Here is a 25938-nt window from a genome sequence, read left to right as displayed (position 1 = left end):
GTGAACGTCAAGCAGGAAAAGACGATTTTTTTGGGCGCGATACAAGGTTTATTCATTTCGCCCCACAGGATTGCCGCCTCAACCGTAACGACGCCACCAAAGCGCCATATCTCGTCCTTCAATGCTGAAAGACAGTGAAAGTTGCAATTCTTTTGCCGAAGGAGCGTTCCGGAATGTTCCAGTCATTGCGCATTAACGGCTCCTCCGCACGGCATTTGATGCGTGTCGTTTTGCTGTTGCCACCGTTTTTCGCGTTTCCGTATTCGATAGCCGGGGCCGAAGACAAGGTGCCGGACAACGCCGCGACCATGGCGGAGTTCGTGCGCGACAATCCTTCCTGCGTCGACTTCACGGACGGATGCTCGGTTTGCACTGTCGCTGACGGCAAGATCGTCTGTTCCGCGCCGCGCATTCAATGTCAGGTGAAGGAGCTGACCTGTACAAGGCCGTAGTCTTTTAAGGCATTTATACACCTTTCAGGCCGTTTTCGCTGTGCGTTTTTAAGCCTTTGTGTCCTGGCGGAGCTTTTTGCCGGTCAAGCGAGTTGCTACAAGAAATTTTACTGCCCGATTCCGTCAGGGAGATGGGGCTGACCGAATGACGACCTGCACGACTGCGAGGCCAAGATGACACGGGTGCGCGAGACAAGCGACAACGACCTTCCGCTGGTGGACAGGCGCGCCCGTTCCGGCACGGTCCTGCGCATTCTGCTTCTGGCGCTGGTTCTGATCGCCGCCGCTGCCGCCTTCGTCTATTTCAAGGATTCGCTCGAAAACGAAATCGTGCTCGGCATTCTCGGCGTGCTGGCCATGATGGGCATCTTCTTTCTGGTATCGTCGATCATCGGCTTCATCGAGGTCATGCCGCAGTCGCAATCCGACGGGCTTGCCCGCCGCTTTCTCTCGGCCCATCCCGAAGGCACGCTGATCACCGACGCCAAGGGGCATATGGTCTATGCCAATGCCACCTATTGCCGGATGAGCGGCACCACCAAGGCGAGCGATATCCAGAGTCTCGAAACGCTCCTGTCGCGCAGCCGGGAATCGACCGAAGCGCTTTACCGGCTCATCAACGTGCTGCGCGAAGGCCGCGACGGTTACGAAGAGTTCCGGCTGCTGAAGCCGCTGGGTGAGGATTCCAATGCAGGCCCGCACTGGTACAGGCTGAAGGGCCGGGTGCTGAAGGATGCGGGCGGCGAGGGGCTGCACGTCTTCCAGATCGCCGATATCACGCCGGAGCGCGAGGATCAGGAGCGCTTCTTCCGCGAATTGCAGAATGCCATCGATTACCTCGATCACGCCCCGGCCGGTTTCTTTTCCGCCGGGCGCAAGGGCGAGATCGTTTATCTGAACGCTACCCTGTCGGAATGGCTCGGCATCGATCTCGCGCAGTTTTCGCCCGGTTCTATGACGGTTTCCGATATCGTCGCCGGCGAGGGCATGGCGCTGATCGAATCGGTGCACCCGCAGGGCACGGCGAAGCGCACTGAAATCCTCGATCTCGACATGCGACGGGTGAACGGCCAGAGCATGCCGGCCCGCCTCGTGCATCAGGTCACCTCGAAAGATGGCGCGCCCGGCGAGAGCCGCACCATCGTCCTGATGCGCCCAAAGGGGCAGGAGGATACGGAATCCTCCTCCGCCATGCGTTTCACCCGCTTTTTCAACAACACGCCGATGGCGATTGCCTCGCTCGACGGCGAAGGCCGCATCCTGCGGATCAACGCGCCCTTCCTGAAATTGTTCTCCGGCGTTGTCGGTCGCGACGATATCGATCGCGGCGTTGCGCTTGAGACGGTCATCCATGACAATGAAAAACCACGACTCGAGCAGGCGCTGGCCGAAGCCAAGGACCGTCAGGGCGATATCGCGCCCTTCGATTCCCGCCATCCGAGCGATGAGGGCCGGCATTTCCGCTTCTATGTCAACGCCGTGATCGATCAGGACGACGAGGCGCCGGAAGAGGTGGCTATCGTCTATGCCATAGAGGTGACCGAGCAGAAGGCGCTTGAGACCCAGATGGCGCAGACGCAGAAGATGAATGCCGTTGGTACGCTCGCAGGCGGCATCGCCCACGATTTCAATAACGTTCTTACCGCCATCCTGCTGTCGTCGGACCACCTGCTGCTACAGGCGCGGCCTGCCGATCCGAGCTTCGCCGACCTCATGGAGATCAAGCGCAACGCCAACCGCGCGGCCGTGCTGGTGCGCCAGCTTCTGGCGTTCTCGCGCAAGCAGACCATGCGTCCTGCCATCCTCAACCTGACGGATGTGATCGGCGATCTGCGCATGCTGGTGGACAGGCTTATTTCCGGCACCAATGTCAAGCTGGAGGTCGATTACGGCCGCGATCTGTGGCCGGTGAAGACGGATCTGTCGCAATTCGAGCAGGTGCTCATCAATCTCTGCGTCAATGCACGCGACGCCATGCCCGACGGCGGCAAGATCACCATCAGGACGCGCAACGTCGACGCGAAAGAAATCGCAGCGCTTGGCCGTCCGGAATTCCCGGCCGAGGACATGGTGATGGTGGAAGTCGCCGATAACGGCACGGGTATTCCGCCGGAGATCATGGACAAGATTTTCGAGCCCTTCTTCACCACCAAGGAAGTCGGCAAGGGCACCGGCCTTGGCCTGTCGATGGTCTATGGCATCGTCAAGCAGTCGGGCGGTTATATCTATCCCGAATCGGAAGTTGGCAAGGGAACCGCCTTCCGCATCTACCTGCCGCGCCATGTGGTGGAGGCCGTTCAGGGCAACGGGCAGTCCGGCGAGGCCGCGCTTGCTCCGGTCATCGCAACCGAGCCGGTGAAGGAAGAGCCGTTGGATCTCACCGGCAAATCCGCCGTCGTGCTTCTGGTGGAGGACGAGGAAGCGGTGCGGCGCGGCGGCAAGCGCATGCTGGAAACCAGAGGCTACACCGTGCACGAGGCCGGGTCCGGCACCGAAGCCCTGGAGGTGATGGAGGAACTGGAAGGCAAGGTCGACATCGTCGTTTCCGACGTCGTGATGCCGGAAATGGACGGTCCGTCGCTGCTGAGGGAACTGCGAAAGTCCTATCCGGACCTGAAATTCATCTTCGTTTCGGGGTATGCCGAGGATGCTTTCGCAAAGAACCTGCCGGCCGACGCCAAGTTCGGTTTCCTGCCCAAACCCTTCTCGCTCAAGCAGCTCGCCATCGCCGTTCGCGAAATGCTCGACGACAAGGAATAAGGCGGGCGGCGGCGAACCGGATTCGGCTGCGCCGCGACCTGTCGCATCCATTGCATCCGGCCTGAAAAATGCGCCGCTACTGCGGGTCCGTGTCTTCCTGCGCCCTGGCTGCCTCCATATCCGCACTTTTCCCGAGGTTTGCCTCTTCGCAAACGCAATAGTGATTGCACCGTTTCGCAAGGGGCTTAAAATCGCGTCTTAACGACCTAGATATGAAGAGGCGAAGTTCTCCCTCCTGGCAAAGAACTGTCGGTTTGAGAACGGTTTGGAGAATGATGAAAGATGATCGCTAGGCCGATCTACATGCAGGGCGAGGGCGAAGGGGAAGACGGCGGCGGCACCAACCGCGGAACGTCTGTTATCACCCGCGTCAAGCCAAAAACAAAAAGACCGAATTTGTACCGTGTTCTTTTACTGAATGACGACTACACTCCCATGGAATTCGTCATCCACATTCTGGAGCGTTTTTTCCAGAAGGATCGCGAAGCGGCAACCCGCATCATGCTGCACGTGCACCAGCACGGCGTGGGCGAATGCGGGGTGTTTACATATGAGGTCGCAGAGACGAAAGTAAGCCAGGTCATGGATTTCGCCCGACAGCACCAGCATCCGCTGCAATGCGTCATGGAAAAGAAATGAGGATCGCAACGTGCCAACTTTTTCCCCAAGTCTCGAGAAGGCGCTGCACCAGGCACTGACCTTTGCAAATGAGCGTCACCACGAATATGCGACGCTGGAACATCTCCTTCTGGCGCTGATCGACGACGCGGATGCCGCAGCCGTCATGGGCGCCTGCAATGTCGATCTCGATGCGCTTCGCAAGACTGTCAGCGATTACGTCGACAATGAACTGACGAACCTCGTCACGGGTTATGACGAGGATTCCAAACCCACATCCGGCTTCCAGCGGGTTATCCAGCGGGCCGTCATCCATGTTCAATCGTCCGGCCGCGAGGAAGTGACCGGCGCGAACGTGCTTGTGGCCATTTTCGCCGAGCGCGAAAGCCACGCCGCCTATTTCCTGCAGGAGCAGGAGATGACCCGTTACGACGCGGTCAACTACATCTCCCACGGCATCGGTAAGCGCCCCGGCACGTCGCAGACGCGCACGCCGCGCGGTGCCGATGAACCGGAAAGCGAAAACAAGGCGAGCCGCAGCAATCCCGAGGAAGACGGATCGTCCGCCAAGAAGCAGCAGGATGCGCTGAAGGCTTACTGCATCAACCTCAATGAAAAGGCGAAAAACGGCAAGATCGATCCGCTGATCGGCCGCCACGACGAGGTCAACCGCACCATCCAGATCCTCTGCCGCCGCTCCAAGAACAACCCGCTTTATGTGGGCGATCCGGGCGTGGGCAAGACGGCGATTGCCGAAGGTCTCGCCAAGCGTATCGTCGAAGGCAAGGTGCCGGAGGCGCTCGCCAATGACACCATCTTCTCGCTCGACATGGGTACGCTGCTGGCCGGAACCCGCTATCGCGGCGATTTCGAAGAGCGGTTGAAGCAGGTCGTCAAGGAGCTCGAAGAATATCCGGGCGCGGTTCTGTTCATCGATGAAATCCACACCGTCATCGGTGCGGGCGCGACCTCGGGTGGCGCGATGGATGCATCGAACCTCTTGAAGCCTGCTTTGTCTTCGGGCGCGATCCGCTGCATCGGCTCGACCACCTATAAGGAATATCGGCAATTCTTCGAAAAGGATCGCGCGCTTGTGCGCCGTTTCCAGAAGATCGACGTCAACGAGCCGTCCATCGATGACGCCATCGCGATCATGAAGGGGCTGAAGCCCTATTTCGAGGACTACCACCACCTCAGATATTCCAACGAGGCGATCAAGGCTGCTGTCGAGCTGTCGGCCCGCTACATTTCCGACCGCAAGCTGCCGGACAAGGCGATCGACGTGATCGACGAGACCGGTGCGGCGCAGATGCTGCTGCCGGCCTCCAAGCGCCGCAAGCTGATCACCGAGCGGGAAATCGAGGCCACCATCGCGACGATGGCCCGCATTCCCCCGAAGACGGTCTCCAAGGATGACGAGATGGTTCTCGCCAACCTTGAAAAGGAACTGCGCTCGGTCGTTTATGGTCAGGACATCGCCATCGAGGCGCTTGCCACGGCCATCAAGCTGGCGCGTGCGGGCCTGCGCGAACCGAACAAGCCGATTGGCTCCTATGTCTTCTCCGGCCCGACGGGCGTGGGCAAGACGGAAGTGGCCAAGCAGCTTGCCGCCTCGCTCGGCGTCGAGATGCTGCGCTTCGACATGTCGGAATATATGGAGCGTCATACCGTGTCGCGCCTGCTCGGCGCACCTCCCGGTTATGTCGGCTTCGATCAAGGCGGTCTGTTGACCGACGGAGTCGACCAGCATCCGCATTCCGTGGTGCTGCTGGACGAAATCGAAAAGGCGCATCCGGATATCTACAACATCCTGTTGCAGGTGATGGACCACGGCTCGCTGACCGACCATAACGGCAAGAAGATCGACTTCCGCAACGTCATCCTCATCATGACGACGAATGCGGGTGCATCCGAAATGGCGAAATCCGCCATCGGTTTCGGTTCTTCGCGCCGTACGGGTGAAGATGAAGAGGCAATCAACCGCCTGTTCACGCCGGAGTTCCGCAACCGTCTGGACGCGATCATTCCGTTCTCGCCGCTGCCGACCGCTGTCATCCACAAGGTCGTGCAGAAGTTCGTCATGCAGCTGGAAACCCAGCTCTCCGAACGCAACGTCACTTTCGATCTGCATGAAGATGCGATCTCCTGGCTGGCGGAGAAGGGTTACGACGAGAAGATGGGCGCCCGTCCTCTGTCGCGCGTGATCCAGGAAAACATCAAGAAGCCGCTCGCCAACGAAATCCTCTTTGGCAAGCTCAAGAAGGGCGGCGTCGTCAGCGTCACCGTCGGCAAGAAGGATGACGGCTCCGATGGTCTCATACTCGAGGTCCTGCCGGAGACGGCACCCGTGAAGCCGCAGCCGGAGGCCGAACTGAAGGCGGCCAAATCGCCCGGCAAGGCGAAGGCCAAAACGAAACCCGCTTCCAAGGCGGCGAAGGCCAATGAAGAGGCGGATGTCCTTGTTGCCGAGGCCGACAAGTCGGACGGGGACGGCAAGCCGCGGCGCAAGACCAATGCGGTGCCGAAAGTGCCGAAGAAGAAATGACCAAGGTCTTCGACCGATAAACCGATGCCGGGCGAAAGCCCGGCATTTTCATGTATGAAGCGCGTCGCGTTTTCCCTGATACCTCCGGCGCGTTTCATTTTTTGTTTATGCATGACGTTACCCCGAAGCTGCGGCACAGTCTCGGGTGACATGCACAAGTGGGTCAGCAATGCAGACTGCCGACAGCGATACCATCCCCCTGAGCGGCTGGTTTTTCCGGGGAATGCGGGGCATATTTTCGCTGCCCTCGCTCATTCTGATGACATCTTTCGTCGGTTTTAGCGCCTTCGCGCTGGAATCCGGTGTCGCGCGCGGTGAAGCCGTGTTCATGACGCTGATGATCTGGGCCCTGCCGGCCAAGATGATCCTGATCGGCTCCATGGTCGGCGGCGCCAATCTTGCCGCCTGCTTTCTGGCGGTGACGCTGTCCTCGGTCCGGATGATGCCGATGGTCGCCTCCATCGTGCCAGAAATGCGCGGCGCGAAGACGCCGACATGGATCTTGCTGTTTCTCTCCCACTTCGTCGCAATCACGGCCTGGGTTTTTGCCACGCAAAATCTTTCCAAGGTGCCGCGCGAAGCACGCGCCGCCTGGTTCGCCGGTTTCGGCATGACGCTCACCGTGGTCAATGCCATCATCGTCGGCCTGTGTTACGGCGTTGTCGCCGCCTTTCCGCCGCTTGTCGCCGGCGTGCTGTTTTTTCTCACGCCGGTCTATTTCGTGGCATCGATCTGGGCTTCGGCCCGTCATTCCGTTGTCAAGGTCGCCTTCGTCATCGGTGTTATCGCCGGACCGGCCTTCGCGGTCATCGCACCGGAATTCGATATTCTCTATGCCGGGATAGGCGGGGGCACGGGGGCCTATCTGATCGACCGCCTCGTGTTCCGCCGTCGGATAAAACCCGTCTCACCGGAGAGCGAACCATGATGACCGAACATTGGTGGGCGCCTTATCTCTTCATCGCGATTGCCGGCTGGCTGGCGACCGATCTCTGGCGCTGGCTCGGCGTTCTCGCCGGTAACCGCCTGAAGGAGGATTCCGAAGCGCTGCACTGGGTAAGGGCAGTCGCCACCGCACTCGTCATGGCCGTCACCGCCAAGCTGATCGTCTTTCCAACCGGAACGCTGGAAGCATCCCCCCTGTGGCTGCGCATCGGCGCCGCCACACTCGGTTTCATCGCTTTTCTGATGGCAGGCCAGCGGGTCATCGTCGGCGTGGCTGTGCCGATCCTGCTTCTGGCGGGTGGGTTGTTCGCGCTCGGTTTCTAGTACACGCTTTATCCGAATATTAAGGCCGTTGCCCTACTTTGCCGCTGATTGAAACAGGGGCAGCAATTCAATGCGACTCTTTGCGGCAGAGCGTTTTGTACTTGGCATTATCGCCATATTATTCGTTGTTGATGCGGTATTGATTGCGGCCAAAGGCATTCAAGTCGACTACGCAGGGTATCTTCTATGCGCGCTGGCGGGTGCGGGCGTTTTCGCTCTCGGACAATTCTATCGCAAAAGCGGACGTGATCTTCGCATCGCCGCCGCCTTGATTGCGGGCGGGCTGTTCATCCTGTTCACGCTCGTCGCCTCGGTTTTCAACTACATGTTCCTGCCTGTTGCTTTCCCGGCGATCGATCACCTGCTTTTCCGTGTCGATGCGATGTTTGGGTATAGCTGGCCGGATGTTGTTATCTGGGCGGCCACATATCCTTGGATCGGCAAAATTCTATTCATGGTTTATGCGACCTCTTTGCCCCAGCTTTTGCTCATCATCATCACGCTGGGTTTCACCGGTAAAGACAGGGTGTTGCACCATTTTCTCGTTACAGGCGTGATTGGCGCAATGGTCAGTATCACCTTCTGGATATTTTTCCCGACTTATGGCGCTAAAGCCTATCATGAGCTACCGCAGTGGGTTGCGCAGACAATTCCATTGGCGGTCGATCCGGCTTACGGGCGGGAATTGATGCGGTTGGGGCAGGAGGGCGTGAGTTATCTCACACCCAGAAACGTGCTGGGGCTGATAGGATTCCCCTCGTTTCACATCTTCATGGCGGCGATGTCCGTCAGGTTTGTGCCACGACACCCGCTGGTGATAGCGATAATCTTGCCGCTGAATCTCGTGATGTTATTGGCCGTTCTCGTTCAGGGCGGACATCATCTTTCCGATGTATTCGGCGGCCTCGTCGCATTTGCCATTGTCTGCGCCGCCTCGGCCCGCCTGCTTGACTGGCATTCGGCAAGGAAACGGGTCGGGGAGGCAACCTCTCCCGCTCAGATCGTCGCGGCGGAGTAGTTGCCACGGGTTTCGCGGCCGTGGGCTTCCGCAACCAGCCAGTCCGATAGGATATAGGCCGGCGCGGTCATTTCTTCCGATTCGATCAGCCAGTAATATTTGTCCGTATCGGCCGCCTGGTCGGAAAGCACGGTCAATTGACCATGGGCGATCTCGTCACCAAGAAGTGCTGTCGGGCAAAGGCCGATACCTTGCCCGGCCTTGAGGGCGGTTACGAGCAGATTGAAATCCGCAAAGATGGGGCCGGTGGTTTTTGGCAGGGAGAGGCCGGCCGTTGCGAACCAGTTCTGCCAGGCCGCCTCGGTGTCGTCATGTAGCAATTCCGCTCGTAACAGGCTGTCAACATTGTCGAAAGGACCGAATTTAGCGACGTAGCCCGGCGCGCATGTCGGCCGCGTCTCCGCGCTGAAAAGCGCAACCGCATTTTCCCCAGAGGCGATGCCGTGTCCTATGATGAGATCGGCCGGTATTGCGTGATGCGCGCCGGAATAGCTGATGGATACCTGTATATCGGGGTAAAGCGCCCGAAAGCGGGGCAGGCGGGGCGTCAGAAAATGCGCTACGACCGAGGGCAGGCTGGCAAGGCGGACAGTCATGCGGTCATGGCTCTGACGGATCTGGGCGGCGCCAGAAGCGATCTGGCGTAGGGCGGTCGAAACCGTCGTGCCGAATTCCTTTCCGGCTGGAGTAAGTCTCACGCCCCGCGCGTGCCGCTCGAACAGCGCCACACCGAGCCAGGCCTCGAGGTTGCGCACATGCTGGCTGACGGCGGTTGCCGTCATGCCGAGTTCCTGCGCAGCCAGAGAAAAACTCGTTCTTCTGGCTGCAGCTTCGAATGCGCGGAGGGTGGTGAGCGGCGGTAATTTCATGGTGTCTCAAGGGTAAGTAAGACTTGGCCTGAGCGCAAGAAAAACCCGTCTTGTCAGGCGGGCACACATGGCGCAATTTCGCCTCAAGATTTTGATTGCCCGAGGATTTCATGACCCCCATGCCCGCTGCCGAACCTGTCGACGCCGCCGCACGTCGCGCCGTCCGTCCTGTTGTCGTTTATCCGAACGGGACGCTTGAGATGCCAGACCTCGCGCGTCTGGAAGAAGCCAAACGAAGCATGGAAAAGATCGATGAGGTCATCGTGCCGCCGCGTGACGGTCGCACTTTTCATGTGCCAAAGGGGCACTTCTTTCGCATCGTAAGCGTTGAAGGTCCGCAGGTCGGAGACCTGAACCTCTGGAACGCCCATGATCTGACCGAGCGGTTTTTTAGCGGCAAGACCCGCGCCCTGCACGCCACCCATGTTTCGATCGGCAACCGACTGTGGAGCAACCTGCCGTCCCTGCGGCCGATGGCGACGATCACGCATGATACGCTATCATGGTATGGCTTCGACGAAGACGGCGGCAGTGTGCATGACGTGATCGGCACACGCTGCGATCCCTATACCAACAAGCTGCTGAGCGGCGGCGATTACCACCATTGCTGCCATTCCAATCTAACCAATGCGCTGGCCTCCGCCAGGGGCCTGTCATTCCGGCAGGCGGAGCCGCATGTGCATGACGTCCTCAACGTCTTCATGTGCACGGGTTTCACCCGCGACACACACCAATATTTCATGAAGGCGAGCCCGGTGCGGTCTGGTGATTATCTGGAGCTTTTTGCCGAGATCGATCTTATCGGCGCGCTTTCCGCCTGCCCGGGCGGTGATTGCAGCGCCACGCATTCGAGCGATACGGCGGCCTGTTATCCGCTGAAGGTGGAAATATTCCGGCCCGATATGACGGTGCTTGAGGGCTGGCCATGGCCGGAGAGGAATGCTTACCGTTCTCCGGAATGATCAGTCCGAAACCTTTCCTCCGTCATGCTCGGGACAAGCCCACTGCTGTCCGGTTTAAATTTGGTGGACATGGCGCACGGTGTTGCTCCTCTTTCGTGTCCGAGATCGTCGCCAAACGCTCGAATACGAGTAGAATCAACACCGTGCGCCATGTCCACCAAATTTAAACCGGACAGCAGTGGCACAAGGCCGAGGATGACGTCGCATGCGAGGCAGCCATCACGAAGCAAGCGCGGCCTTTATCTTATCCGCGTGGGCTTTCAATACCTCGCCATCGGCCATCACGCCGGAATGCGGCTTGAGCGGCTCACCTTCCTTGCGCGGAATGACGTGGAAATGCAGGTGAAAAACGGTCTGGCCAGCCGCCGGCTCGTTGAACTGCGCGATGAAGACGCCATCGGCATCGAAGGCTTCCTTGGCCGCCACGGCCAGTTTCTGCACCACGGGAATGGTCCTCGCCAGCACTTCAGGGTCAGCATCGAGCAGGTTGCGTGAACCGGTTTTCGGAACGACCAGCAGATGGCCGGGGGCCTGCGGCATCACATCCATGAAGGCTAGCGTGTGCTCGTCCTCGTAAAGCTTGTGGCTCGGAATTTCGCCGCGCAGGATTTTTGCGAAGATATTGTTGTCGTCATAGGCGCTGGCCGTCATCGTGATCTCTCCTCATGGCGGACTATACGTCCGGTTCCTGTCTCTCGCCCTTGCGGAAGGGCGTGTGTTCATCGAGATAATCGCCGATATGCTCGACTTCCTCGCGCTCGCGCTGAAGATAATCGGCAATGGCGCGGCGCAGGCCCGGATGGACAATGAAATGCGCCGAGTGGGTGGTGACGGGCATGTAACCGCGCGCCAGCTTGTGTTCGCCCTGAGCGCCGGCTTCCACCCGTTTCAGTCCCCTGGAAAGCGCGAAATCGATGGCCTGATGATAGCAAACCTCGAAATGCAGAAAGGGGTGATCCTCGATACAGCCCCAGTGGCGGCCATAAAGCGCGTCCGAGCCGATGAAATTGATCGCACCGGCAATATAACGTCCCTCGCGTTTCGCCATCACCAGCAGCACATCATCGGCCATGCGCTCGCCGATCAGCGAATAAAATTCCCGCGTCAGATAGGGCCGGCCCCATTTACGGCTGCCGGTATCCATATAGAAGGCGAAGAACTGGTCCCAGATATCCTCGGTCAGGTCGCTTCCCGTCAGCCAGTCGATCTCGATGCCGTTTTCGAGTGCGGCGCGGCGTTCCTTTTTCAGGCCCTTGCGCTTGCGCGAGGAAAGGGCGTCAAGAAAATCATCGTGGTTGCGATAGCCGTTATTGATGAAGTGGAACTGCTGGTCGGTCCTGTGCAGGAAATCGCGGGGCAGAAGAGTGGAGAGATCGTTCTCTTCCAGAAAAGTGACATGTGTCGACGAGACGCCGATCTTTTCCGTCACCTGCGCGAGACCGGAGGCCAGGAGCGTTTTGAAACGTGTCTCGTCCTCGTTTTCGCAGACGAGCAACCGTGGTCCGGTTGCCGGCGTGAAAGGGACCGAGCATTGCAGTTTCGGATAATAATGCCCGCCGGCCCGCTCGAAAGCATCCGCCCAGCCGTGGTCGAAAACATATTCGCCCTTGCTGTGGTTCTTCAAATAGGCGGGCACCGCGCCGACCAGAGCTCCGGAGGCGTTTTCGAGAAGCAGATGGTGCCCCAGCCAGCCGGTTTTCGCTGTCGCCGATCCCGATTCTTCCATGGATGATAAAAATTCATGGGAAATAAACGGGTTGTAGATTTTTCCTGACGTATTGCGCGAGGTTCCGGAAAGCCGTTTCCAGCTTTCCGGATCGATATCCCTGAAGGATTGCGCAACGCGAATGGAATAGTCTTCTGTCATGCCGTGGCGGACGGGTTCTCTCTCGGGTCGAAACCTTCGAATGTCATCTGGTCCGCATATTTATAGGTAGTCTCGCGCGCATTTTCATCCCTGACCGTCCAGGTAATCACCGGAAGGCCAAGTTTTCTTTGCGCCTCGATGAAGCTGTTGGGCAGATGACCCCAATGATAGGAGATAAAATCGAGCCCGAGCTGCATCGCTTCGTCATGTTTGAAGAAGTCTTCCGGCTTGTCGCCTTCGGCCGTCAGGCCCAGCGGCCAGGGCGAGCCGGCCGCCTTCAAATCCTTCAGCAGATGGTGGTCGAAGCTCATCAGCGCCACATGGCCCTTGTAGTCCTCAAGGTCTTCCAGCACCGCCTCGGCAAAACCGTCGTCGACGCCTTCACCGGCGCGGCCTTTCAGCTCAATGACCAGCGGCACCTTGCCGGCGCAGAGCGTGAGAAGCTGCTTGAGGGTAGGGACCCGGTCCCCGGTCTGGCCGACGGCAAGAAGCGACAGCTCGGCGGATGTGCGTTCGCGCACATCGCCCTTGATGCTGGTCAGGCGGGCCATGTCGTCGTCGTGAAAAATCACCGGCACACTGTCGGCTGCCAGCTGCACGTCGCATTCGATGGCGAAACCGGCTTCGATGGCGCGGGAAAAGGCGGAAAGCGTATTTTCCCAGACCGCCTTATTGAGATCGTGATAACCGCGATGGGCGACGGGCTGAGCTGTCAGCCAGGAGAGTTTCAGCGTCATACGTCGATTTCCACGATGGCGTCTATTTCGACGGCGGCATTGAAGGGCAGGCAGGCCATGCCGACGGCGGCGCGGGCGTGTTTGCCGGGCTCACCGAGAACATTGGCAATGAGGTTGGAAGCACCGTTGATGACGAGGTGCTGTTCCACGAACTCCGGAACCGACGCAACAAAGCCATTCAGCTTGACGACACGGCGGATTTTCGAGAGATCGCCATTCAAAGCGGCCTTGACCTGTGCGAGAATGTTGACGGCGCATAATTCGGCCGCGCGCTGGGCGCCTGGCACGTCGACATCGCGGCCAACGAGGCCCGTCACCGCAATCTTGCCCGATTCCATCGGCAGTTGACCCGATACATAAAGCAGATTGCCGCTGATGGTGAATGGAACGTAGTTTGCGGCTGGTGCTGCGGCTACGGGGAGCGTAAAGCCAAGTTCCTTGAGGCGGCCTTCGATGACGTCCGACATTTTCGTCTCCGGTTTTGTTGTAAATCCTTCAAGAATCCGGCATTCAGAAGATGTTGATCCAAAAGCCGGGCGGTTGCTTGTACAATATGAGCGGCGAGTCCAACAGGAGATATTGCATGTTTGTCAGGACGCTTGGTTTCGTTGCCGCAACAGGGCTTATGACCGGCCTGTCGAACGCTGCCAATGCCTTGCCGGTCACGGTTCCCGATCTCGTCGCCCACCGCGCCGTCTACGATCTCGAACTCAAGGATGCGTCCGATCGATCCGGCATCGAGGGCATGACGGGCCGCATGGTCTATGAATTCACGGGCTCGGCCTGTCAGGGCTACAAGACGGATTTCCGTTTCGTGACGCAGATCAACACCGGCGATGCCGTGCGCATGACCGACCAGCAGACCACGACCTTCGAGGATCTGACGGCCAAGAAATTCACCTTTGAGACCAAGTCCTACACCGACGACAAGCTGGACAAGGAAGTGCAGGGCGCCGCGACCGACGGTACCGATGGCGTGAAGGTCGATCTGACCCGCCCGGATGCCCGCCAGGTCAGTCTCGTCGCCAGCGAATTCCCGACGCAGCACATGTTTCAGGTCATCGAACATGCGAAACAGGGAAAGCGCATCTTCGAATCCCGGATATTCGACGGTTCGGACGATGGCGATGAAAGCCTGATCACCTCCACGCTCGTCGGCAAGTCGCAGATGCCGAAGGATGGCGATGCCGACGCCGGCAAGGCGGGCGAATTCGCCAAGGCGGCATTCTGGCCGGTAACGATCGCCTATTACAACGACAAGACCGGCACCGACGCTTTGCCGATCTACCGTATGTCGTTCAAGCTTTACGAAAACGGAATCACCCGCGATCTGACGATGGATTACGGCGATTTCGTTCTGACGGGAAAGCTTGCGAAGCTCGATATTCTCAAGCCCGAAACCTGCGAAAACAAGCCTGTCCGCTGAAACGCGGCTGTTTCTGCTGTTTTTTCGCATAAATGCTTGCATTTTCGTGCGGGCGACTGTATGCGGCTCACCATTCCACACGCGAAGCTTGGGATGTTCCGGGAGAAATCCGGTCCGTTCCGCCCGGTGGTGTCGATGAAAATCGGCGCTGTTCGTTTCGCGGGGGTTAAACCGGAAAAGGAGTAACAAGGCATGGCATTGCCCGATTTTTCTATGCGCCAGCTTCTGGAAGCTGGTGTTCACTTCGGCCACCAGACGCACCGCTGGAACCCGAAGATGAAGCCGTACATCTTCGGCGACCGTAACAACATCCACATCATCGACCTGGCTCAGACCGTCCCGATGCTGTCGCGCGCCCTTCAGGTCGTGTCCGACACCGTTGCCCGTGGCGGCCGCGTTCTGTTCGTTGGCACCAAGCGCCAGGCGTCGGAAATCATCGCCGACAGCGCAAAGCGTTCGGCCCAGTACTACGTCAACTCCCGCTGGCTCGGCGGCATGATGACCAACTGGAAGACCATCTCCAACTCGATCCAGCGCCTGCGCAAGGTCGACGAGATCCTGAACTCGGAAGCTTCCGGCTACTCCAAGAAGGAACGCCTGAACCTCGAGCGCGAACGCGAAAAGCTTGAAAAGGCTCTCGGCGGTATCCGCGATATGGGCGGCGTTCCGGACCTGATGTTCATCATCGACACCAATAAGGAAAAGATCGCGATCGAAGAAGCCAAGCGTCTTGGCATTCCGGTCGTTGCTATCATCGACAGCAACTGCGATCCGGACCACATCGACTACCCGATCCCGGGTAACGACGATGCGTCGCGCGCCATCTCGCTTTACTGCGACCTGATCGCCCGCGCTGCCATCGACGGTATTGCCCGTCAGCAGGGCGCTTCCGGTCGCGACATCGGCGCTTCGGAAGAAGCTCCGATCGAGCCCGCTCTCGAAGACGAGGCTGGCGCCTGATATAGGCCCTGTCTGGCGGCGATCTCGGTCGCCGTCTCCTCGACCAGGATATGACAAGGCCGTCAAAGACCTTCAATGGGTTGACGGCCTTGTTCGTTTAAAGCGCTCCGCCACGTTTTTATGAAATCGCTGGCGTCCGATGCGGTTGAAACGGAAGGCAGTCTTCATAACGCTGTCATACTTCAGCGGCACCCATCATCTCGATGCATGGAGACGCCGCAGCACTTGGGAATGCGCATGCCCCTTTCCTGAAATCCTCTTCGGTTTCAAAGGGTGTGCGGCCGGGTACAGTCATCACCCAGAACTTCGGCACGGCAAATTCCGCCGGCTGACCGATCGAACCGATAAGAGGCACACAATGACCGAAATCACAGCCGCAATGGTGAAGGAACTGCGCGAAAAGTCTGGCGCAGGCATGATGGACTGCAAGAAGGCTCTTGCTGAGACCAATGGCGACATGGAAGCGGCGATCGACTGGCTGCGCGCCAAGGGCATCGCAAAGGCCGACAAGAAGTCCGGCCGCACGGCTGCCGAAGGTCTGGTCGGCGTCGCTACCATGGGTCACAAGGCTGTCGTCGTTGAGCTGAACTCCGAAACCGACTTCGTTGCCCGTAACGATGCGTTCCAGGATCTCATCCGCGGTATCGCCCAGGTTGCCCTCACCACCAACGGCACCGTTGACGCTGTTTCCGCTGCTACCTATCCGGCAACCGGCAAGTCCGTTGCCGACAGCATCAAGGACGCGATTGCCACCATCGGTGAGAACATGACGCTCCGCCGCTCGGCAGCGCTCGAAGTTCCGCACGGTGTTGTTGCGACCTACATCCACAATGCTGCCGGCGACGGCATCGGCAAGCTCGGCGTTCTCGTTGCCCTGAAGTCGGAAGGCGACAAGGCCGTTCTGAACTCCATCGGCCGTCAGGTTGCCATGCACATCGCTGCGACCAACCCGCTCGCCATCCGCGCTGAAGAAGTCGACGCCGCCGTTGCCGAGCGCGAGCGCAACGTCTTCATCGAACAGGCCCGCGAATCCGGCAAGCCGGAAGCCATCATCGAAAAGATGGTCGATGGCCGTATGCGCAAGTTCTTCGAAGAAGTCGCCCTTCTGTCGCAGGCTTTCGTCATCAACCCGGACCTGACTGTCGGCGCTGCTGTCAAGGAAGCCGAAAAGGAAGCCGGTGCTTCCATCGAAGTGACGGGCATGGTTCGCCTGCTGCTCGGCGATGGCGTCGAGAAGGAAGAAAGCGATTTCGCAGCCGAAGTCGCAGCCGTCGCCAAGGGCTGATTATATTTACCCAATCTTGGGAAAACGGGAGGGCATCGCGTGACAACGCGGTGCCCTTCGTGTATCCGCGTTTCGGTTACATTTCCGAGGAGTCATGATGTCTTCCAAGCCGATCTACAAACGCGTTCTTCTCAAGGCTTCCGGCGAAGCCCTCATGGGCGATCAGGGTTTCGGTATCGATGTGGCGGTGGCTGATCGCATCGCTTCCGATATCGCCGAGGCGAGGGCGATGGGCGTCGAAGTCGGCGTTGTCGTCGGCGGCGGCAATATTTTCCGCGGCGTTGCCGTGGCCTCCAAGGGCGGCGACCGCGTGACCGGCGACCATATGGGTATGCTGGCGACCGTCATCAACGCGCTGGCGCTCGCGACCTCGCTGCGAAAGCTCAGCATCGACACCGTCGTTCTCTCCGCAATCGCCATGCCTGAAATCTGTGAGAGCTTCTCGCAGCGCGCGGCGCTCCATCATCTCGCGCAGGGGCGTGTGGTGATCTTCGCTGGCGGTACGGGCAACCCCTTCTTCACCACTGATTCTGCCGCAGCCTTGCGCGCTGCGGAAATGGGCGCAGAAGCGATCTTCAAGGGCACGCAGGTGGATGGCATCTATTCCGCCGACCCGAAGAAGGACCCGACGGCGACCCGTTTCGACGAATTGACCCATAGCGAAGTGCTCGGCAAGGGCCTGGCGGTCATGGATATCGCCGCCGTTGCGCTTGCCCGCGAAAACCACATTCCGATTATTGTTTTCTCGATCCACGAGAAGGGCGGTTTTGCGCAGATATTGACCGGCGGCGGCCGCAAGACCATCGTGCACGACAAATAATCAAAACGATGCCGCCTCAAGGGGCGATTACGGCCGGCTTGGCCGACAAGATGGAGTATCAAGATGAGTGGTGTTGACCTCAACGATATCAAGCGCCGTATGGACGGCGCCATCAATGCATTCAAGAGCGATATCGCATCGCTTCGCACCGGCCGTGCTTCGGCCAATATTCTCGATCCGGTGACCATTGAGGCCTACGGCTCGCGCGTGCCGCTCAATCAGGTCGCAAACATCACCGTTCCGGAGCCGCGCATGCTCGGCGTCAACATCTGGGACAAGTCGATGGTCAACGCCGTCGACCGTGCGATCCGCGAATCCAATCTCGGCCTCAACCCCATCGTCGACGGCCAGAACCTGCGCATTCCTCTGCCTGAACTCAACGAGGAGCGCCGCAAATCGCTCGTCAAGGTCGCCCACGATTATGCCGAAAAGTCCAAGGTGGCGATTCGCCATGTGCGTCGTGATGGCATGGATGGTCTGAAAAAAGCCGAAAAGGACGGTGACATCGGTCAGGACGAAAGCCGTGGACAGTCGGAAAAGGTTCAGAAAATGACCGATGACACGATTTCGGAAATTGACCGCTTGCTTGCCGAGAAGGAAAAGGAAATCATGCAGGTCTGATATCGTTCGCGATAGACCTGTATTTTATTCGTTTTAATTCCGCGCTGCCCTGTTACTGGATCGATATGCCGACGACGACACGTTCCTCCATACCCGAGCACGTCGCCATCATCATGGATGGCAATGGACGCTGGGCAAAGCAGCGCGGTCTTCCGCGCGTGATGGGGCATCGCCGCGGTGTGGAGGCCGTGCGCGAGACCGTGCGCGCGGCCGGCGATTGCGGAATACGCTATCTCACGCTCTTTGCCTTCTCGTCGGAAAACTGGCGTAGGCCCGAATCCGAGGTGAGCGATCTGATGGGGCTTTTGAAAGCCTTCATCCGGCGTGACCTTGCGGAACTGCACCGCGAAAATGTTCGCGTGCGGATCATCGGCGACCGGCAGGGGCTGAAGCATGACATACGCTCTCTCCTCGAAGAGGCGGAGCAGATGACGGCGGGCAATACCAAGCTGACGCTGGTGATCGCCTTCAACTACGGAAGCCGCGACGAGATTGCGCGTGCGACAGCGGCGATAGCGCGCGATGTCGCCGAAGGCCGGCTTAATGCCGAATCCATTACGCCGGAGATGATTTCGGCCAGACTCGACACGTCGGGTATGCCCGATCCGGATCTCATCATCCGCACCAGCGGCGAAGAGCGCCTGTCGAACTTCCTGCTCTGGCAGGCCGCTTATTCCGAGTTCCTGTTCGTTCCCGAATATTGGCCGGACTTCGACCGCCAGCGATTCTTCTCCGCAATCGAGCAATATGCAACGCGTGACCGCCGCTTCGGTGCACTCACCGAGCAGGTTGCCGTGGCAGGCGCCTGATGAGCCGTGAACTCAGACTGCGGATCGTGTCCGCAATCGTCATGGCGGCGGTCATTCTGGCCGCGACCTGGTATGGCGGCATTCTGTTCCGCATCGTCGCGGGCCTTCTGGCGATCCTCATCTATTATGAATGGTCGACGATTACCCGGCTGTCTGAAACCAATTCGACCGGCAATGCCTGGGGCTGGTTCGCGGTCGCCGTCATCGCCGGCAATACGATATTCGGCGAATCCTCGCTCGATTTGCCGCTCTTATCCGGCTTCACGCTGACGGCGGCGCTGTTTCCAATTTTGCGCGGCAGAAACTGGTGGCTGGTGGGCGGCATTTTTTATGCGGGCCTGAGCGGCATATCGCTGGCAGCCATCCGTGGTGACGAGCTGACCGGCTTCGTGTCCATCCTGTTTATCTTCGCCGTTGTCTGGTCGACGGATATTCTCGCCTATTTCGTCGGACGCGCCATTGGCGGGCCGAAGCTTGCGCCTTCGATCTCGCCCGGCAAGACCTGGTCCGGCGCGATCGGCGGGGCGGTGGCGGCCGTGATCGGCGGCGGTGCGGTGTCCATGGCCTATCACGGCAGGATCAGCGTGCTGGTGCTTGGGCTCGCCCTTATCCTCTCGGTGTTCAGCCAGATCGGCGATCTCTTCGAATCCTTCGTGAAGCGGCGTTTCCAGGTCAAGGATTCCAGTCATCTCATTCCGGGCCATGGCGGCTTCATGGACCGTGTCGACGGTCTTGTTTTCGCCTGCTTTACGGTATTCCTCATTGCTTTCGTGCATGCGGCGGCAACCGGCGACGTGCCCGGATCGGGCGGCGGTCTGTTGCCGGGTTTCTGAGCGGCGCGAAAGGTCACGACACAAAGGGCAGATTGTCATGAACACAGTAATGGCGGCGACCGGCTTTCTGACCGGCTATATCGTGCCTTTCATCCTGGTGCTGTCGCTGCTCGTTTTTGTCCATGAAATGGGCCATTATCTGGTCGGTCGCTGGTGCGGCATCCGTTCCACGGCATTCTCCATCGGCTTCGGCCCGGAACTGATCGGCTTCACCGACAAACGCGGCACGCGATGGAAGATTTCGGCGATCCCGCTCGGCGGTTACGTCAAGTTCTTCGGCGATGAGGATGCGGCGAGCAAGCCGGATAGTTCCGGCCTGTCGCATATGTCTCTGGAGGAGAGGGCGCAGACGCTTTCCGGCGCAAAGCTGTGGAAAAGGGCGGCCACGGTTGCCGCAGGCCCGATCGCCAATTTCATTCTTGCCATTCTCATCTTCGCGGTGCTCTTCGGCATTTACGGCCGCATGATCGCCGATCCGGTCGTGGCGGAAGTCCGTGAAAACAGCGCGGCGGCTGCCGCCGGCGTGCAGCCCGGCGACCGGCTCATCGCGATCGATGGCGAAAAAGTGATGACCTTCGAGGATGTCCGCCGTTACGTCGGCATCCGGCCGGGCACGCCGATCACGGTGACGGTCGAAAGGGCGGGCGAGGAGCTGAAGCTGCCGATGGTCCCGACTCGCACCGAAACCACAGACCAGTTCGGCAACAAGCTGGAAATGGGCATTATCGGCATCGTCACCGACCAGACCAGCGGCAATTTCCGCCATATCGAATATTCGCCGTCCGAGGCGCTGGTCGAAGGCGTGCGGGAAACTGGCCACGTCATTACCGGAACATTCAACTATATCGGCAATCTCGTGACAGGGCGCATGAATGCCGATCAGCTTGGCGGTCCGGTGCGTGTGGCGCAGGCGTCCGGCCAGATGGCGACGCTCGGCATTTCCGCCGTTATCCAGCTTGCCGCCGTTCTTTCCGTCTCCATCGGTCTTTTGAACCTGATGCCTGTGCCGGTTCTGGACGGCGGGCATCTGGTGTTCTACGCCATCGAGGCCATTCGTGGCAGGCCGCTTGGTGCGGGCGCGCAGGAAGTCGCGTTCCGTATCGGGATGATGATGATTTTGGGTCTTATGGTTTTTGCAACATGGAATGATATCAGCAGCTTGATCGGCTGAGGATTGTGTTTTAACGGTTTTGTTAGTTGTTTGTTTACCTTGTTTTTATGCCGAAGTGGCGAATGAGCCACTCTGGAGCACGAAGTAAACAGAATTTAACGTTCGCGCTTGCTTGTAGGGGAAAAGCAGGTAAAACGACGCACATGGCCGGAGTCGGGTTCCGCCCGCTGAGGGACAACGTAAAAAGGTAAGAATTGAAATGAAGGCTGGTTCAAGATTTTTGAACGCTGTGTCGGCGGTTGCTCTGTCTGCCGGTGTTGCTTCGGTTGCGGGCCTTGGCGTGCTTGCCTCTGCTGGCGCTGCAAATGCGGCCGTCATCAGCAGGATCGATGTTCGCGGGGCCGACCGGTCCGGTGCGGACTCCGTGCGTTCCAACATCACCATTGCGCCGGGTAAGAACTTTTCCAATTCGGACATCGATGAATCGGTGAAGCGTCTTTACGCCACCGGTTACTTCTCGAATGTTTCCATGCGCGTTTCCGGCAGCACGCTGGTCGTGACCGTCAATGAAAACCAGCTCGTCAACCAGGTGGTCTTCAACGGTAACCGCAAGATCAAGGACGACAAGCTCGCCGGCGTCGTGCAGACCCAGTCCCTCGGCCCGTTCAATCAGGCCATCGTGACTGCGGATATTGCCCGCATCAAGGAAGCCTACGCCGCCATCGGCCGTAGCGATGTTGAAGTCACCACGCAGACCGTTTCCGTCGGTCAGGGCCGTGTGAACATTGCTTTCGTCATCAATGAAGGCGAGCGCACGAAGATCGGCCGCATCGATTTCATTGGCAACAATGCCTATAGCGATGGCCGTCTGGCCGCCGTTATCAACACCAAGAAGTCCAACATGCTGTCGTTCCTGACGCGTAAGGACGTCTATAACGAGGACAAGCTGCGCGCCGACGAAGAGGCGCTGCGCCAGTTCTATTACAACCGCGGTTATGCCGACTTCCGTGTCGTGTCCTCCGAGGCTGTGCTGGACGAGTCTAAGAACGAATACACCATCTCCATCACGGTCGATGAAGGTCAGCGTTACAACTTCGGCAACGTCGCGGTCGAATCGACCGTTCCGGGCGTCGATGGTTCGGAACTTCAGGGCCTCGTGGAAACCCACCAGGGCGGAAGCTACAGCGCCAAGGAAGTTCAGCAGAGCATGGAAGCGATTTCCAAGCGCGTGGCCGGCGAAGGTTATCCCTTTGCCCGCGTAACGCCGCGCGGCGACCGCGACATGGCTGGCAACACCATCGGTGTGACCTATATCGTCGATCAGGGCGAGCGCGCCTATGTCGAGCGTATCGAAATCCGCGGCAACACCCGTACGCGTGACTACGTCATTCGTCGCGAGTTCGATATTTCCGAAGGCGATGCATTCAACCAGACGGTCATCACGGCTGCAAAGCGCCGTCTCGAAGCGCTCGGCTATTTCTCGAAGGTCAATATTTCGACCGCCGGCGGCAGCGCGCCTGACCGCGTCGTTATCGTTGTTGACGTAGAAGATCAGTCGACGGGTTCGTTCGGTATCGGCGCCGGCTACTCGCAGAACGACGGTGTGCTGCTCGAAGCCTCCATCGAAGAGAAGAACTTCCTCGGCCGCGGCCAGTACATCCGTCTCGCCGCCGGTGCGGGTGAAGATGATGCGCGCAGCTATACGCTGTCCTTCACGGAACCCTATTTCCTCGGCTACCGTCTTGCCGCAGGTTTCGACCTGTTCAAGAGCCAGAGCCGCAGCGAAGACTATTATGACTACGACGAGCAGGGCTTCTCGCTGCGCGTGACCGCGCCGATCACCGAAGACCTCTCAACGACGTTCAAGTACACCTACAAGCAGCTCAATTATGACGGCGAAGGCGACTGGGAAACCGGCAGCAACCTTGCCGCTCCCTACAAGGACCTGATCCGTGGCGGTGACTGGACGCAGTCCATCATTTCGAACACGCTGAACTACAATACGCTCGACGACCGCAACATGCCGCGCGAAGGCTGGCAGGCTGCTCTGACGAACGAATTTGCAGGTCTCGGCGGCGATTCCGAATATTACAAGATTTACGCCAAGGCTCGCTTCTTCTACACGCTCTCCGATGAGTACGATGTCATCGGCTCGCTGACCGGTCAGGCCGGTCACGTGGTGCCGACAGGCGACAATCTGCTGGTATTCGATCAGTTCAAGTTCGGTGGCCGTCAGGTTCGCGGCTTCAAGAACGACGGTATCGGTCCGCGCATCGGTTCCGACTCCATCGGCGGCACCACCTATTTCGCCGCTTCTGCTGAAGTCACTGCTCCGATGCCTGGCGTTCCGGAAGATTTCGGCCTTCGCCTCGCTGGCTTCGTGGATGCCGGCACGCTCTATGGCAACAAGGTTGCCAACAGCGCCGGTGTGAAGGACGACAACTCCATCCGCGCATCCGCCGGTATCGGCGTGATGTGGGCGTCGCCCTTCGGTCCGATCCGCGTCGACTACGCCGTGCCTTTCGCCAAGGAAGACTACGACGAGGAACAGCGTTTCCGGTTTGGCATGTCCAACACTTTCTGATATCGGCAGTCCAGAACTGCAACTTTGAACGTTCTGGAGTTTCCGGCTGATGGAATACAACGCCTTTTTTCCGCCCCACGAGGGACTGCTATTGAAAGATATCGCAGACCGTTTTGGGGCGGAACTGTCTGATGACGCGGCGGGAGAGCGGATCATTCGGTCCGTTGCGCCGGTCTATCGGGCAAAACCCGATCAGCTCTGCTATATTCTTTCGCGCAAGAGCCGCGATGAGTTGCAGACCTGCGACGCTGGCGCCGTCATTTGTGACGCCGCACTTGTAGACATGCTTCCGTCTCATACCCCTGCGCTGATATCGAAAAACCCGCATACGCTTTTTGCGCAGGTTGGTGCCTTGCTGCATCCCTCCGCCATGCGTCCGGGTCCGATCGCGCGGATGGAAGCTGAAATTTCCCACGCTGCGCATGTCGATCCATCCGCGAAGCTGGAGGCGGGCGTCATCGTCGAGTCTCTTGCCGTGATTGGCGCCGGCGCCCATATCGGCGCGGGCACGCGCATCGGCCCTGGCGTCATCATCGGGCAGGATGTGCAGATCGGACGCGATTGCACCATTGCCGGCGGCGCAAGCGTTCTTGCAGCCCTTATCGGTAATAATGTGATTATCCATAACGGCGCACGCATCGGACAGGACGGTTTCGGTTATGCCCCCGGTCCGCGCGGCATGTTGAAGATCGTGCAGATCGGCCGGGTCATCATTCAGGACAATGTCGAGATTGGCGCCAACACCACGATCGATCGCGGCACCATGGATGACACGGTCATCGGCGAAGGTACCAAGATCGACAATCAGGTCCAGATCGGCCACAACGTCCGCATCGGCCGCCATTGCGGCATCGTCAGCAAGGTCGGCATTGCGGGCAGCACCCGCATCGGCGACGGTGTGATGATTGGCGGCGCGGCCGGCATCAATGGCCATATCAACATTGGCGACGGCGTACAGATCGCGGCGATGAGCGGCGTTGTGGCGGACGTTCCGGCAGGCGCCCGTTATGGCGGCACGCCCGCGCGTCCGATGAAATATTTCCTGCGCGACATGGCCGAAATTCTGGCGCGCGCTGAAGGGCGTGATAAAAAAACAGGAGAGAAAAACAATGACTGAAGAAACGAAGACGGCGCTCGGCGCGGCTGACATTCTGGAAGTCATGAAGCTTCTGCCGCATCGTTACCCATTCCTGCTGATCGACAAGATCATCGAGATCGACGGTAACAACTCGGCGATTGGCATCAAGAACGTCACCGTCAACGAACCGCATTTCACCGGTCATTTCCCGGACCGGCCAATCATGCCGGGCGTTCTGATCGTCGAAGCCATGGCCCAGACGGCGGGTGCGATCTGCGCTCGCAGCCAGGGTGAGGGCGGTCACCTGGTTTACTTCATGACAATCGACAATGCGCGTTTCCGTAAACCGGTAATCCCTGGCGATCGTCTGGAAATCCATGTAGTCAAGCAGCGCCAGCGCGGTAATGTCTTCAAATTCCATTGCGAAGCGAAGGTGGACGGCGCGCTGGTGGCGGAGGCCGATGTCGGCGCCATGATGATCCCCGAGGATCAGCAATGAGCACGATTGCCGCCTCGGCCAGAATTCACCCGAGCGCCGTGATCGAAGACGGCGCGGTGATCGGTGAAAACGTCGTCATCGGTGCGCTGAGCTATGTCGGCGCGAAAGTCACGCTGCATGACGATGTTCAGCTGCACAATCACGCCGTTGTTTCCGGCCTGACCGTGATCGGCCGTGGCTCGGTTGTCCATCCCATGGCGGTCATCGGCGGCACGCCGCAGGCAATTCGCCATGACGGTTCGGAAACGACCCTCGAGATCGGTGAGCGCTGCATCATGCGTGAAGGCGTGACGATGAACGCCGGCAGTTCCGATGGCAGCAGCAAGACCATTATCGGTGACGATAATCTCTTCCTCGCCAATTCGCATGTGGCGCATGATTGCCGCCTCGGCAGCCACATCGTGCTGTCCAACAATGTGATGCTGGCGGGCCATGTCACCATTGAGGACCGCGCTATTCTCGGCGGTGGCTGCGCCGTGCACCAGTTCACGCGCATCGGCCGCCAGGCCTTTATCGGCGGACTTTCGGCGGTCAATTACGATGTCATTCCCTATGGCATGCTGAATGGCAATCCCGGCATCCTCGGCGGCCTGAACGTCGTCGGCATGACCCGTGCCGGCATCGAGCGCGCCGATATTCACAAGGTCAGACGCGTCTACAAGGCGATTTTCGAGGCCGAAGGCACGATCCGCGGCAATGCGGCGGCCATCGACCGTAACGACTATCTGGATTGCCCGCAGGCGCTTGAAGTCATCGATTTCATCGGTGCGGATAGCGACCGCGCGATCTCTTCGCCCAACCGGGGCAAGTGAGCC

General features: G+C 59.1%; 26 protein-coding genes. 20 read left to right on the top strand and 6 right to left on the bottom strand.

The window, feature by feature from the left end:
- Positions 1-118: 118 nt before the first annotated feature.
- Entirely contained in the window at positions 119-412 is a 294-nt protein-coding gene (locus RAC79_RS02670) for a hypothetical protein (protein ID WP_174039099.1), read from the bottom strand.
- 214 nt (positions 413-626) lie between these two features.
- Here RAC79_RS02670 and cckA point away from each other — a divergent pair, with 214 nt between their 5' ends.
- The 6 genes from cckA to RAC79_RS02640 all read left to right on the top strand — a co-directional run bounded on the left by cckA (position 627) and on the right by RAC79_RS02640 (position 8662).
- Positions 627-3212: a cell cycle histidine kinase CckA gene (gene cckA, locus RAC79_RS02665; protein WP_174039100.1), complete on the top strand. Its 2586-nt coding sequence runs from the start codon at positions 627-629 to the stop codon at positions 3210-3212.
- Between the two features lie 282 nt (positions 3213-3494).
- Positions 3495-3851, top strand: a complete 357-nt coding sequence (clpS, locus tag RAC79_RS02660) for an ATP-dependent Clp protease adapter ClpS (protein ID WP_003521420.1) — start codon at positions 3495-3497, stop codon at positions 3849-3851.
- Between the two features lie 10 nt (positions 3852-3861).
- Complete coding sequence (gene clpA / locus RAC79_RS02655) at positions 3862-6375, top strand: ATP-dependent Clp protease ATP-binding subunit ClpA (RefSeq protein WP_174039101.1); 2514 nt, start codon at positions 3862-3864, stop codon at positions 6373-6375.
- Positions 6376-6544: 169 nt separating this feature from the next.
- Positions 6545-7303: an AzlC family ABC transporter permease gene (locus RAC79_RS02650; protein ID WP_174044241.1), complete on the top strand. Its 759-nt coding sequence runs from the start codon at positions 6545-6547 to the stop codon at positions 7301-7303.
- Positions 7300-7644, top strand: a complete 345-nt coding sequence (locus tag RAC79_RS02645) for an AzlD domain-containing protein (RefSeq protein ID WP_161987961.1) — start codon at positions 7300-7302, stop codon at positions 7642-7644. Before RAC79_RS02650 ends, RAC79_RS02645 begins: the two co-directional genes overlap by 4 nt.
- A gap of 70 nt (positions 7645-7714) precedes the next feature.
- The gene (locus RAC79_RS02640) at positions 7715-8662 is read left to right on the top strand and encodes a phosphatase PAP2 family protein (RefSeq protein WP_174039103.1); all 948 of its coding nucleotides are present in this window, start codon (positions 7715-7717) and stop codon (positions 8660-8662) included.
- Here the strand turns inward: RAC79_RS02640 and RAC79_RS02635 are convergent.
- The gene (locus tag RAC79_RS02635) at positions 8641-9531 is read right to left on the bottom strand and encodes a LysR family transcriptional regulator (RefSeq protein ID WP_174039104.1); all 891 of its coding nucleotides are present in this window, start codon (positions 9529-9531) and stop codon (positions 8641-8643) included. The genes RAC79_RS02640 and RAC79_RS02635 overlap by 22 nt on opposite strands.
- A gap of 110 nt (positions 9532-9641) precedes the next feature.
- Between RAC79_RS02635 and RAC79_RS02630 the strand changes: the two genes are divergently transcribed.
- On the top strand, positions 9642-10493 hold the full coding sequence (locus tag RAC79_RS02630) for a DUF1989 domain-containing protein (protein ID WP_174039105.1): 852 nt from the start codon (positions 9642-9644) through the stop codon (positions 10491-10493).
- A gap of 219 nt (positions 10494-10712) precedes the next feature.
- Here RAC79_RS02630 and RAC79_RS02625 read toward each other — a convergent pair whose 3' ends face one another.
- The 4 genes from RAC79_RS02625 to RAC79_RS02610 are packed head-to-tail and all read right to left on the bottom strand — an operon-like array spanning position 10713 to position 13564.
- A complete protein-coding gene (locus RAC79_RS02625) occupies positions 10713-11144 on the bottom strand; it encodes an HIT family protein (protein ID WP_174039106.1) in 432 nt (143 codons plus the stop codon).
- Between the two features lie 22 nt (positions 11145-11166).
- Positions 11167-12360, bottom strand: a complete 1194-nt coding sequence (locus tag RAC79_RS02620) for a GNAT family N-acetyltransferase (protein WP_174039107.1) — start codon at positions 12358-12360, stop codon at positions 11167-11169.
- Entirely contained in the window at positions 12357-13097 is a 741-nt protein-coding gene (locus RAC79_RS02615) for a glycerophosphodiester phosphodiesterase (RefSeq protein WP_174039108.1), read from the bottom strand. The genes RAC79_RS02620 and RAC79_RS02615 overlap by 4 nt, the downstream gene beginning before the upstream one ends.
- The gene (locus RAC79_RS02610; RefSeq protein WP_065653929.1) at positions 13094-13564 is read right to left on the bottom strand and encodes a RidA family protein; all 471 of its coding nucleotides are present in this window, start codon (positions 13562-13564) and stop codon (positions 13094-13096) included. The genes RAC79_RS02615 and RAC79_RS02610 overlap by 4 nt, the downstream gene beginning before the upstream one ends.
- A gap of 116 nt (positions 13565-13680) precedes the next feature.
- On the opposite strand from RAC79_RS02610, the gene RAC79_RS02605 reads away from it, so the two are divergent.
- The 13 genes from RAC79_RS02605 to lpxA all read left to right on the top strand — a co-directional run bounded on the left by RAC79_RS02605 (position 13681) and on the right by lpxA (position 25935).
- Positions 13681-14523: a cell envelope integrity EipB family protein gene (locus RAC79_RS02605; protein ID WP_003521409.1), complete on the top strand. Its 843-nt coding sequence runs from the start codon at positions 13681-13683 to the stop codon at positions 14521-14523.
- A gap of 60 nt (positions 14524-14583) precedes the next feature.
- On the top strand, positions 14584-14709 hold the full coding sequence (locus RAC79_RS02600) for a hypothetical protein (RefSeq protein ID WP_003512833.1): 126 nt from the start codon (positions 14584-14586) through the stop codon (positions 14707-14709).
- A 6-nt stretch (positions 14710-14715) separates the two neighbouring features.
- The gene (rpsB, locus tag RAC79_RS02595) at positions 14716-15483 is read left to right on the top strand and encodes a 30S ribosomal protein S2 (RefSeq protein ID WP_003496241.1); all 768 of its coding nucleotides are present in this window, start codon (positions 14716-14718) and stop codon (positions 15481-15483) included.
- Between the two features lie 358 nt (positions 15484-15841).
- A complete protein-coding gene (gene tsf / locus RAC79_RS02590) occupies positions 15842-16768 on the top strand; it encodes a translation elongation factor Ts (RefSeq protein WP_003521408.1) in 927 nt (308 codons plus the stop codon).
- Positions 16769-16865: 97 nt separating this feature from the next.
- Positions 16866-17588 (top strand): UMP kinase, encoded by a 723-nt coding sequence (pyrH, locus tag RAC79_RS02585; protein WP_003502561.1) that lies wholly within the window; start codon positions 16866-16868, stop codon positions 17586-17588.
- 63 nt (positions 17589-17651) lie between these two features.
- Complete coding sequence (frr, locus tag RAC79_RS02580) at positions 17652-18209, top strand: ribosome recycling factor (RefSeq protein ID WP_003521407.1); 558 nt, start codon at positions 17652-17654, stop codon at positions 18207-18209.
- 65 nt (positions 18210-18274) lie between these two features.
- Positions 18275-19018, top strand: a complete 744-nt coding sequence (locus RAC79_RS02575) for an isoprenyl transferase (protein ID WP_065653927.1) — start codon at positions 18275-18277, stop codon at positions 19016-19018.
- Positions 19018-19851, top strand: coding sequence for a phosphatidate cytidylyltransferase (locus tag RAC79_RS02570; RefSeq protein WP_003521405.1), 834 nt, complete (start codon positions 19018-19020; stop codon positions 19849-19851). Before RAC79_RS02575 ends, RAC79_RS02570 begins: the two co-directional genes overlap by 1 nt.
- 49 nt (positions 19852-19900) lie before the next feature.
- Positions 19901-21022 (top strand): RIP metalloprotease RseP, encoded by a 1122-nt coding sequence (gene rseP / locus RAC79_RS02565; RefSeq protein WP_003521404.1) that lies wholly within the window; start codon positions 19901-19903, stop codon positions 21020-21022.
- A gap of 199 nt (positions 21023-21221) precedes the next feature.
- On the top strand, positions 21222-23546 hold the full coding sequence (gene bamA, locus RAC79_RS02560; protein WP_065653926.1) for an outer membrane protein assembly factor BamA: 2325 nt from the start codon (positions 21222-21224) through the stop codon (positions 23544-23546).
- Between the two features lie 49 nt (positions 23547-23595).
- Positions 23596-24663 (top strand): UDP-3-O-(3-hydroxymyristoyl)glucosamine N-acyltransferase, encoded by a 1068-nt coding sequence (lpxD, locus tag RAC79_RS02555; protein ID WP_174039110.1) that lies wholly within the window; start codon positions 23596-23598, stop codon positions 24661-24663.
- The gene (gene fabZ / locus RAC79_RS02550; protein ID WP_003521400.1) at positions 24656-25123 is read left to right on the top strand and encodes a 3-hydroxyacyl-ACP dehydratase FabZ; all 468 of its coding nucleotides are present in this window, start codon (positions 24656-24658) and stop codon (positions 25121-25123) included. The genes lpxD and fabZ overlap by 8 nt, the downstream gene beginning before the upstream one ends.
- On the top strand, positions 25120-25935 hold the full coding sequence (lpxA, locus tag RAC79_RS02545; RefSeq protein WP_003521399.1) for an acyl-ACP--UDP-N-acetylglucosamine O-acyltransferase: 816 nt from the start codon (positions 25120-25122) through the stop codon (positions 25933-25935). Before fabZ ends, lpxA begins: the two co-directional genes overlap by 4 nt.
- Positions 25936-25938 lie beyond the last annotated feature (3 nt).

This window comes from Agrobacterium sp. LR_9, assembly GCF_041954855.1.
GTDB classification, from domain to species: Bacteria; Pseudomonadota; Alphaproteobacteria; order Rhizobiales; family Rhizobiaceae; genus Agrobacterium; species Agrobacterium leguminum.
This window is presented reverse-complemented; position numbering and strand designations above follow the sequence as displayed.

Coding starts and splice junctions, on each gene's coding strand:
- RAC79_RS02575 (WP_065653927.1), top strand. CDS start 18,275: ATGCCGACGACGACACGTTCCTCCATACCCGAGCACGTCGCCATCATC.
- RAC79_RS02635 (WP_174039104.1), bottom strand. CDS start 9,531: ATGAAATTACCGCCGCTCACCACCCTCCGCGCATTCGAAGCTGCAGCC.
- fabZ (WP_003521400.1), top strand. CDS start 24,656: ATGACTGAAGAAACGAAGACGGCGCTCGGCGCGGCTGACATTCTGGAA.
- RAC79_RS02625 (WP_174039106.1), bottom strand. CDS start 11,144: ATGACGGCCAGCGCCTATGACGACAACAATATCTTCGCAAAAATCCTG.
- RAC79_RS02620 (WP_174039107.1), bottom strand. CDS start 12,360: ATGACAGAAGACTATTCCATTCGCGTTGCGCAATCCTTCAGGGATATC.
- lpxD (WP_174039110.1), top strand. CDS start 23,596: ATGGAATACAACGCCTTTTTTCCGCCCCACGAGGGACTGCTATTGAAA.
- RAC79_RS02600 (WP_003512833.1), top strand. CDS start 14,584: ATGCGGCTCACCATTCCACACGCGAAGCTTGGGATGTTCCGGGAGAAA.
- clpS (WP_003521420.1), top strand. CDS start 3,495: ATGATCGCTAGGCCGATCTACATGCAGGGCGAGGGCGAAGGGGAAGAC.
- rseP (WP_003521404.1), top strand. CDS start 19,901: ATGGCGGCGACCGGCTTTCTGACCGGCTATATCGTGCCTTTCATCCTG.
- pyrH (WP_003502561.1), top strand. CDS start 16,866: ATGTCTTCCAAGCCGATCTACAAACGCGTTCTTCTCAAGGCTTCCGGC.
- tsf (WP_003521408.1), top strand. CDS start 15,842: ATGACCGAAATCACAGCCGCAATGGTGAAGGAACTGCGCGAAAAGTCT.
- bamA (WP_065653926.1), top strand. CDS start 21,222: ATGAAGGCTGGTTCAAGATTTTTGAACGCTGTGTCGGCGGTTGCTCTG.
- RAC79_RS02570 (WP_003521405.1), top strand. CDS start 19,018: ATGAGCCGTGAACTCAGACTGCGGATCGTGTCCGCAATCGTCATGGCG.
- RAC79_RS02605 (WP_003521409.1), top strand. CDS start 13,681: ATGTTTGTCAGGACGCTTGGTTTCGTTGCCGCAACAGGGCTTATGACC.
- rpsB (WP_003496241.1), top strand. CDS start 14,716: ATGGCATTGCCCGATTTTTCTATGCGCCAGCTTCTGGAAGCTGGTGTT.
- cckA (WP_174039100.1), top strand. CDS start 627: ATGACACGGGTGCGCGAGACAAGCGACAACGACCTTCCGCTGGTGGAC.
- RAC79_RS02630 (WP_174039105.1), top strand. CDS start 9,642: ATGACCCCCATGCCCGCTGCCGAACCTGTCGACGCCGCCGCACGTCGC.
- RAC79_RS02645 (WP_161987961.1), top strand. CDS start 7,300: ATGATGACCGAACATTGGTGGGCGCCTTATCTCTTCATCGCGATTGCC.
- RAC79_RS02610 (WP_065653929.1), bottom strand. CDS start 13,564: ATGTCGGACGTCATCGAAGGCCGCCTCAAGGAACTTGGCTTTACGCTC.
- lpxA (WP_003521399.1), top strand. CDS start 25,120: ATGAGCACGATTGCCGCCTCGGCCAGAATTCACCCGAGCGCCGTGATC.
- RAC79_RS02670 (WP_174039099.1), bottom strand. CDS start 412: ATGCGCGGCGCGGAACAGACGATCTTGCCGTCAGCGACAGTGCAAACC.
- frr (WP_003521407.1), top strand. CDS start 17,652: ATGAGTGGTGTTGACCTCAACGATATCAAGCGCCGTATGGACGGCGCC.
- RAC79_RS02650 (WP_174044241.1), top strand. CDS start 6,545: ATGCAGACTGCCGACAGCGATACCATCCCCCTGAGCGGCTGGTTTTTC.
- RAC79_RS02615 (WP_174039108.1), bottom strand. CDS start 13,097: ATGACGCTGAAACTCTCCTGGCTGACAGCTCAGCCCGTCGCCCATCGC.
- RAC79_RS02640 (WP_174039103.1), top strand. CDS start 7,715: ATGCGACTCTTTGCGGCAGAGCGTTTTGTACTTGGCATTATCGCCATA.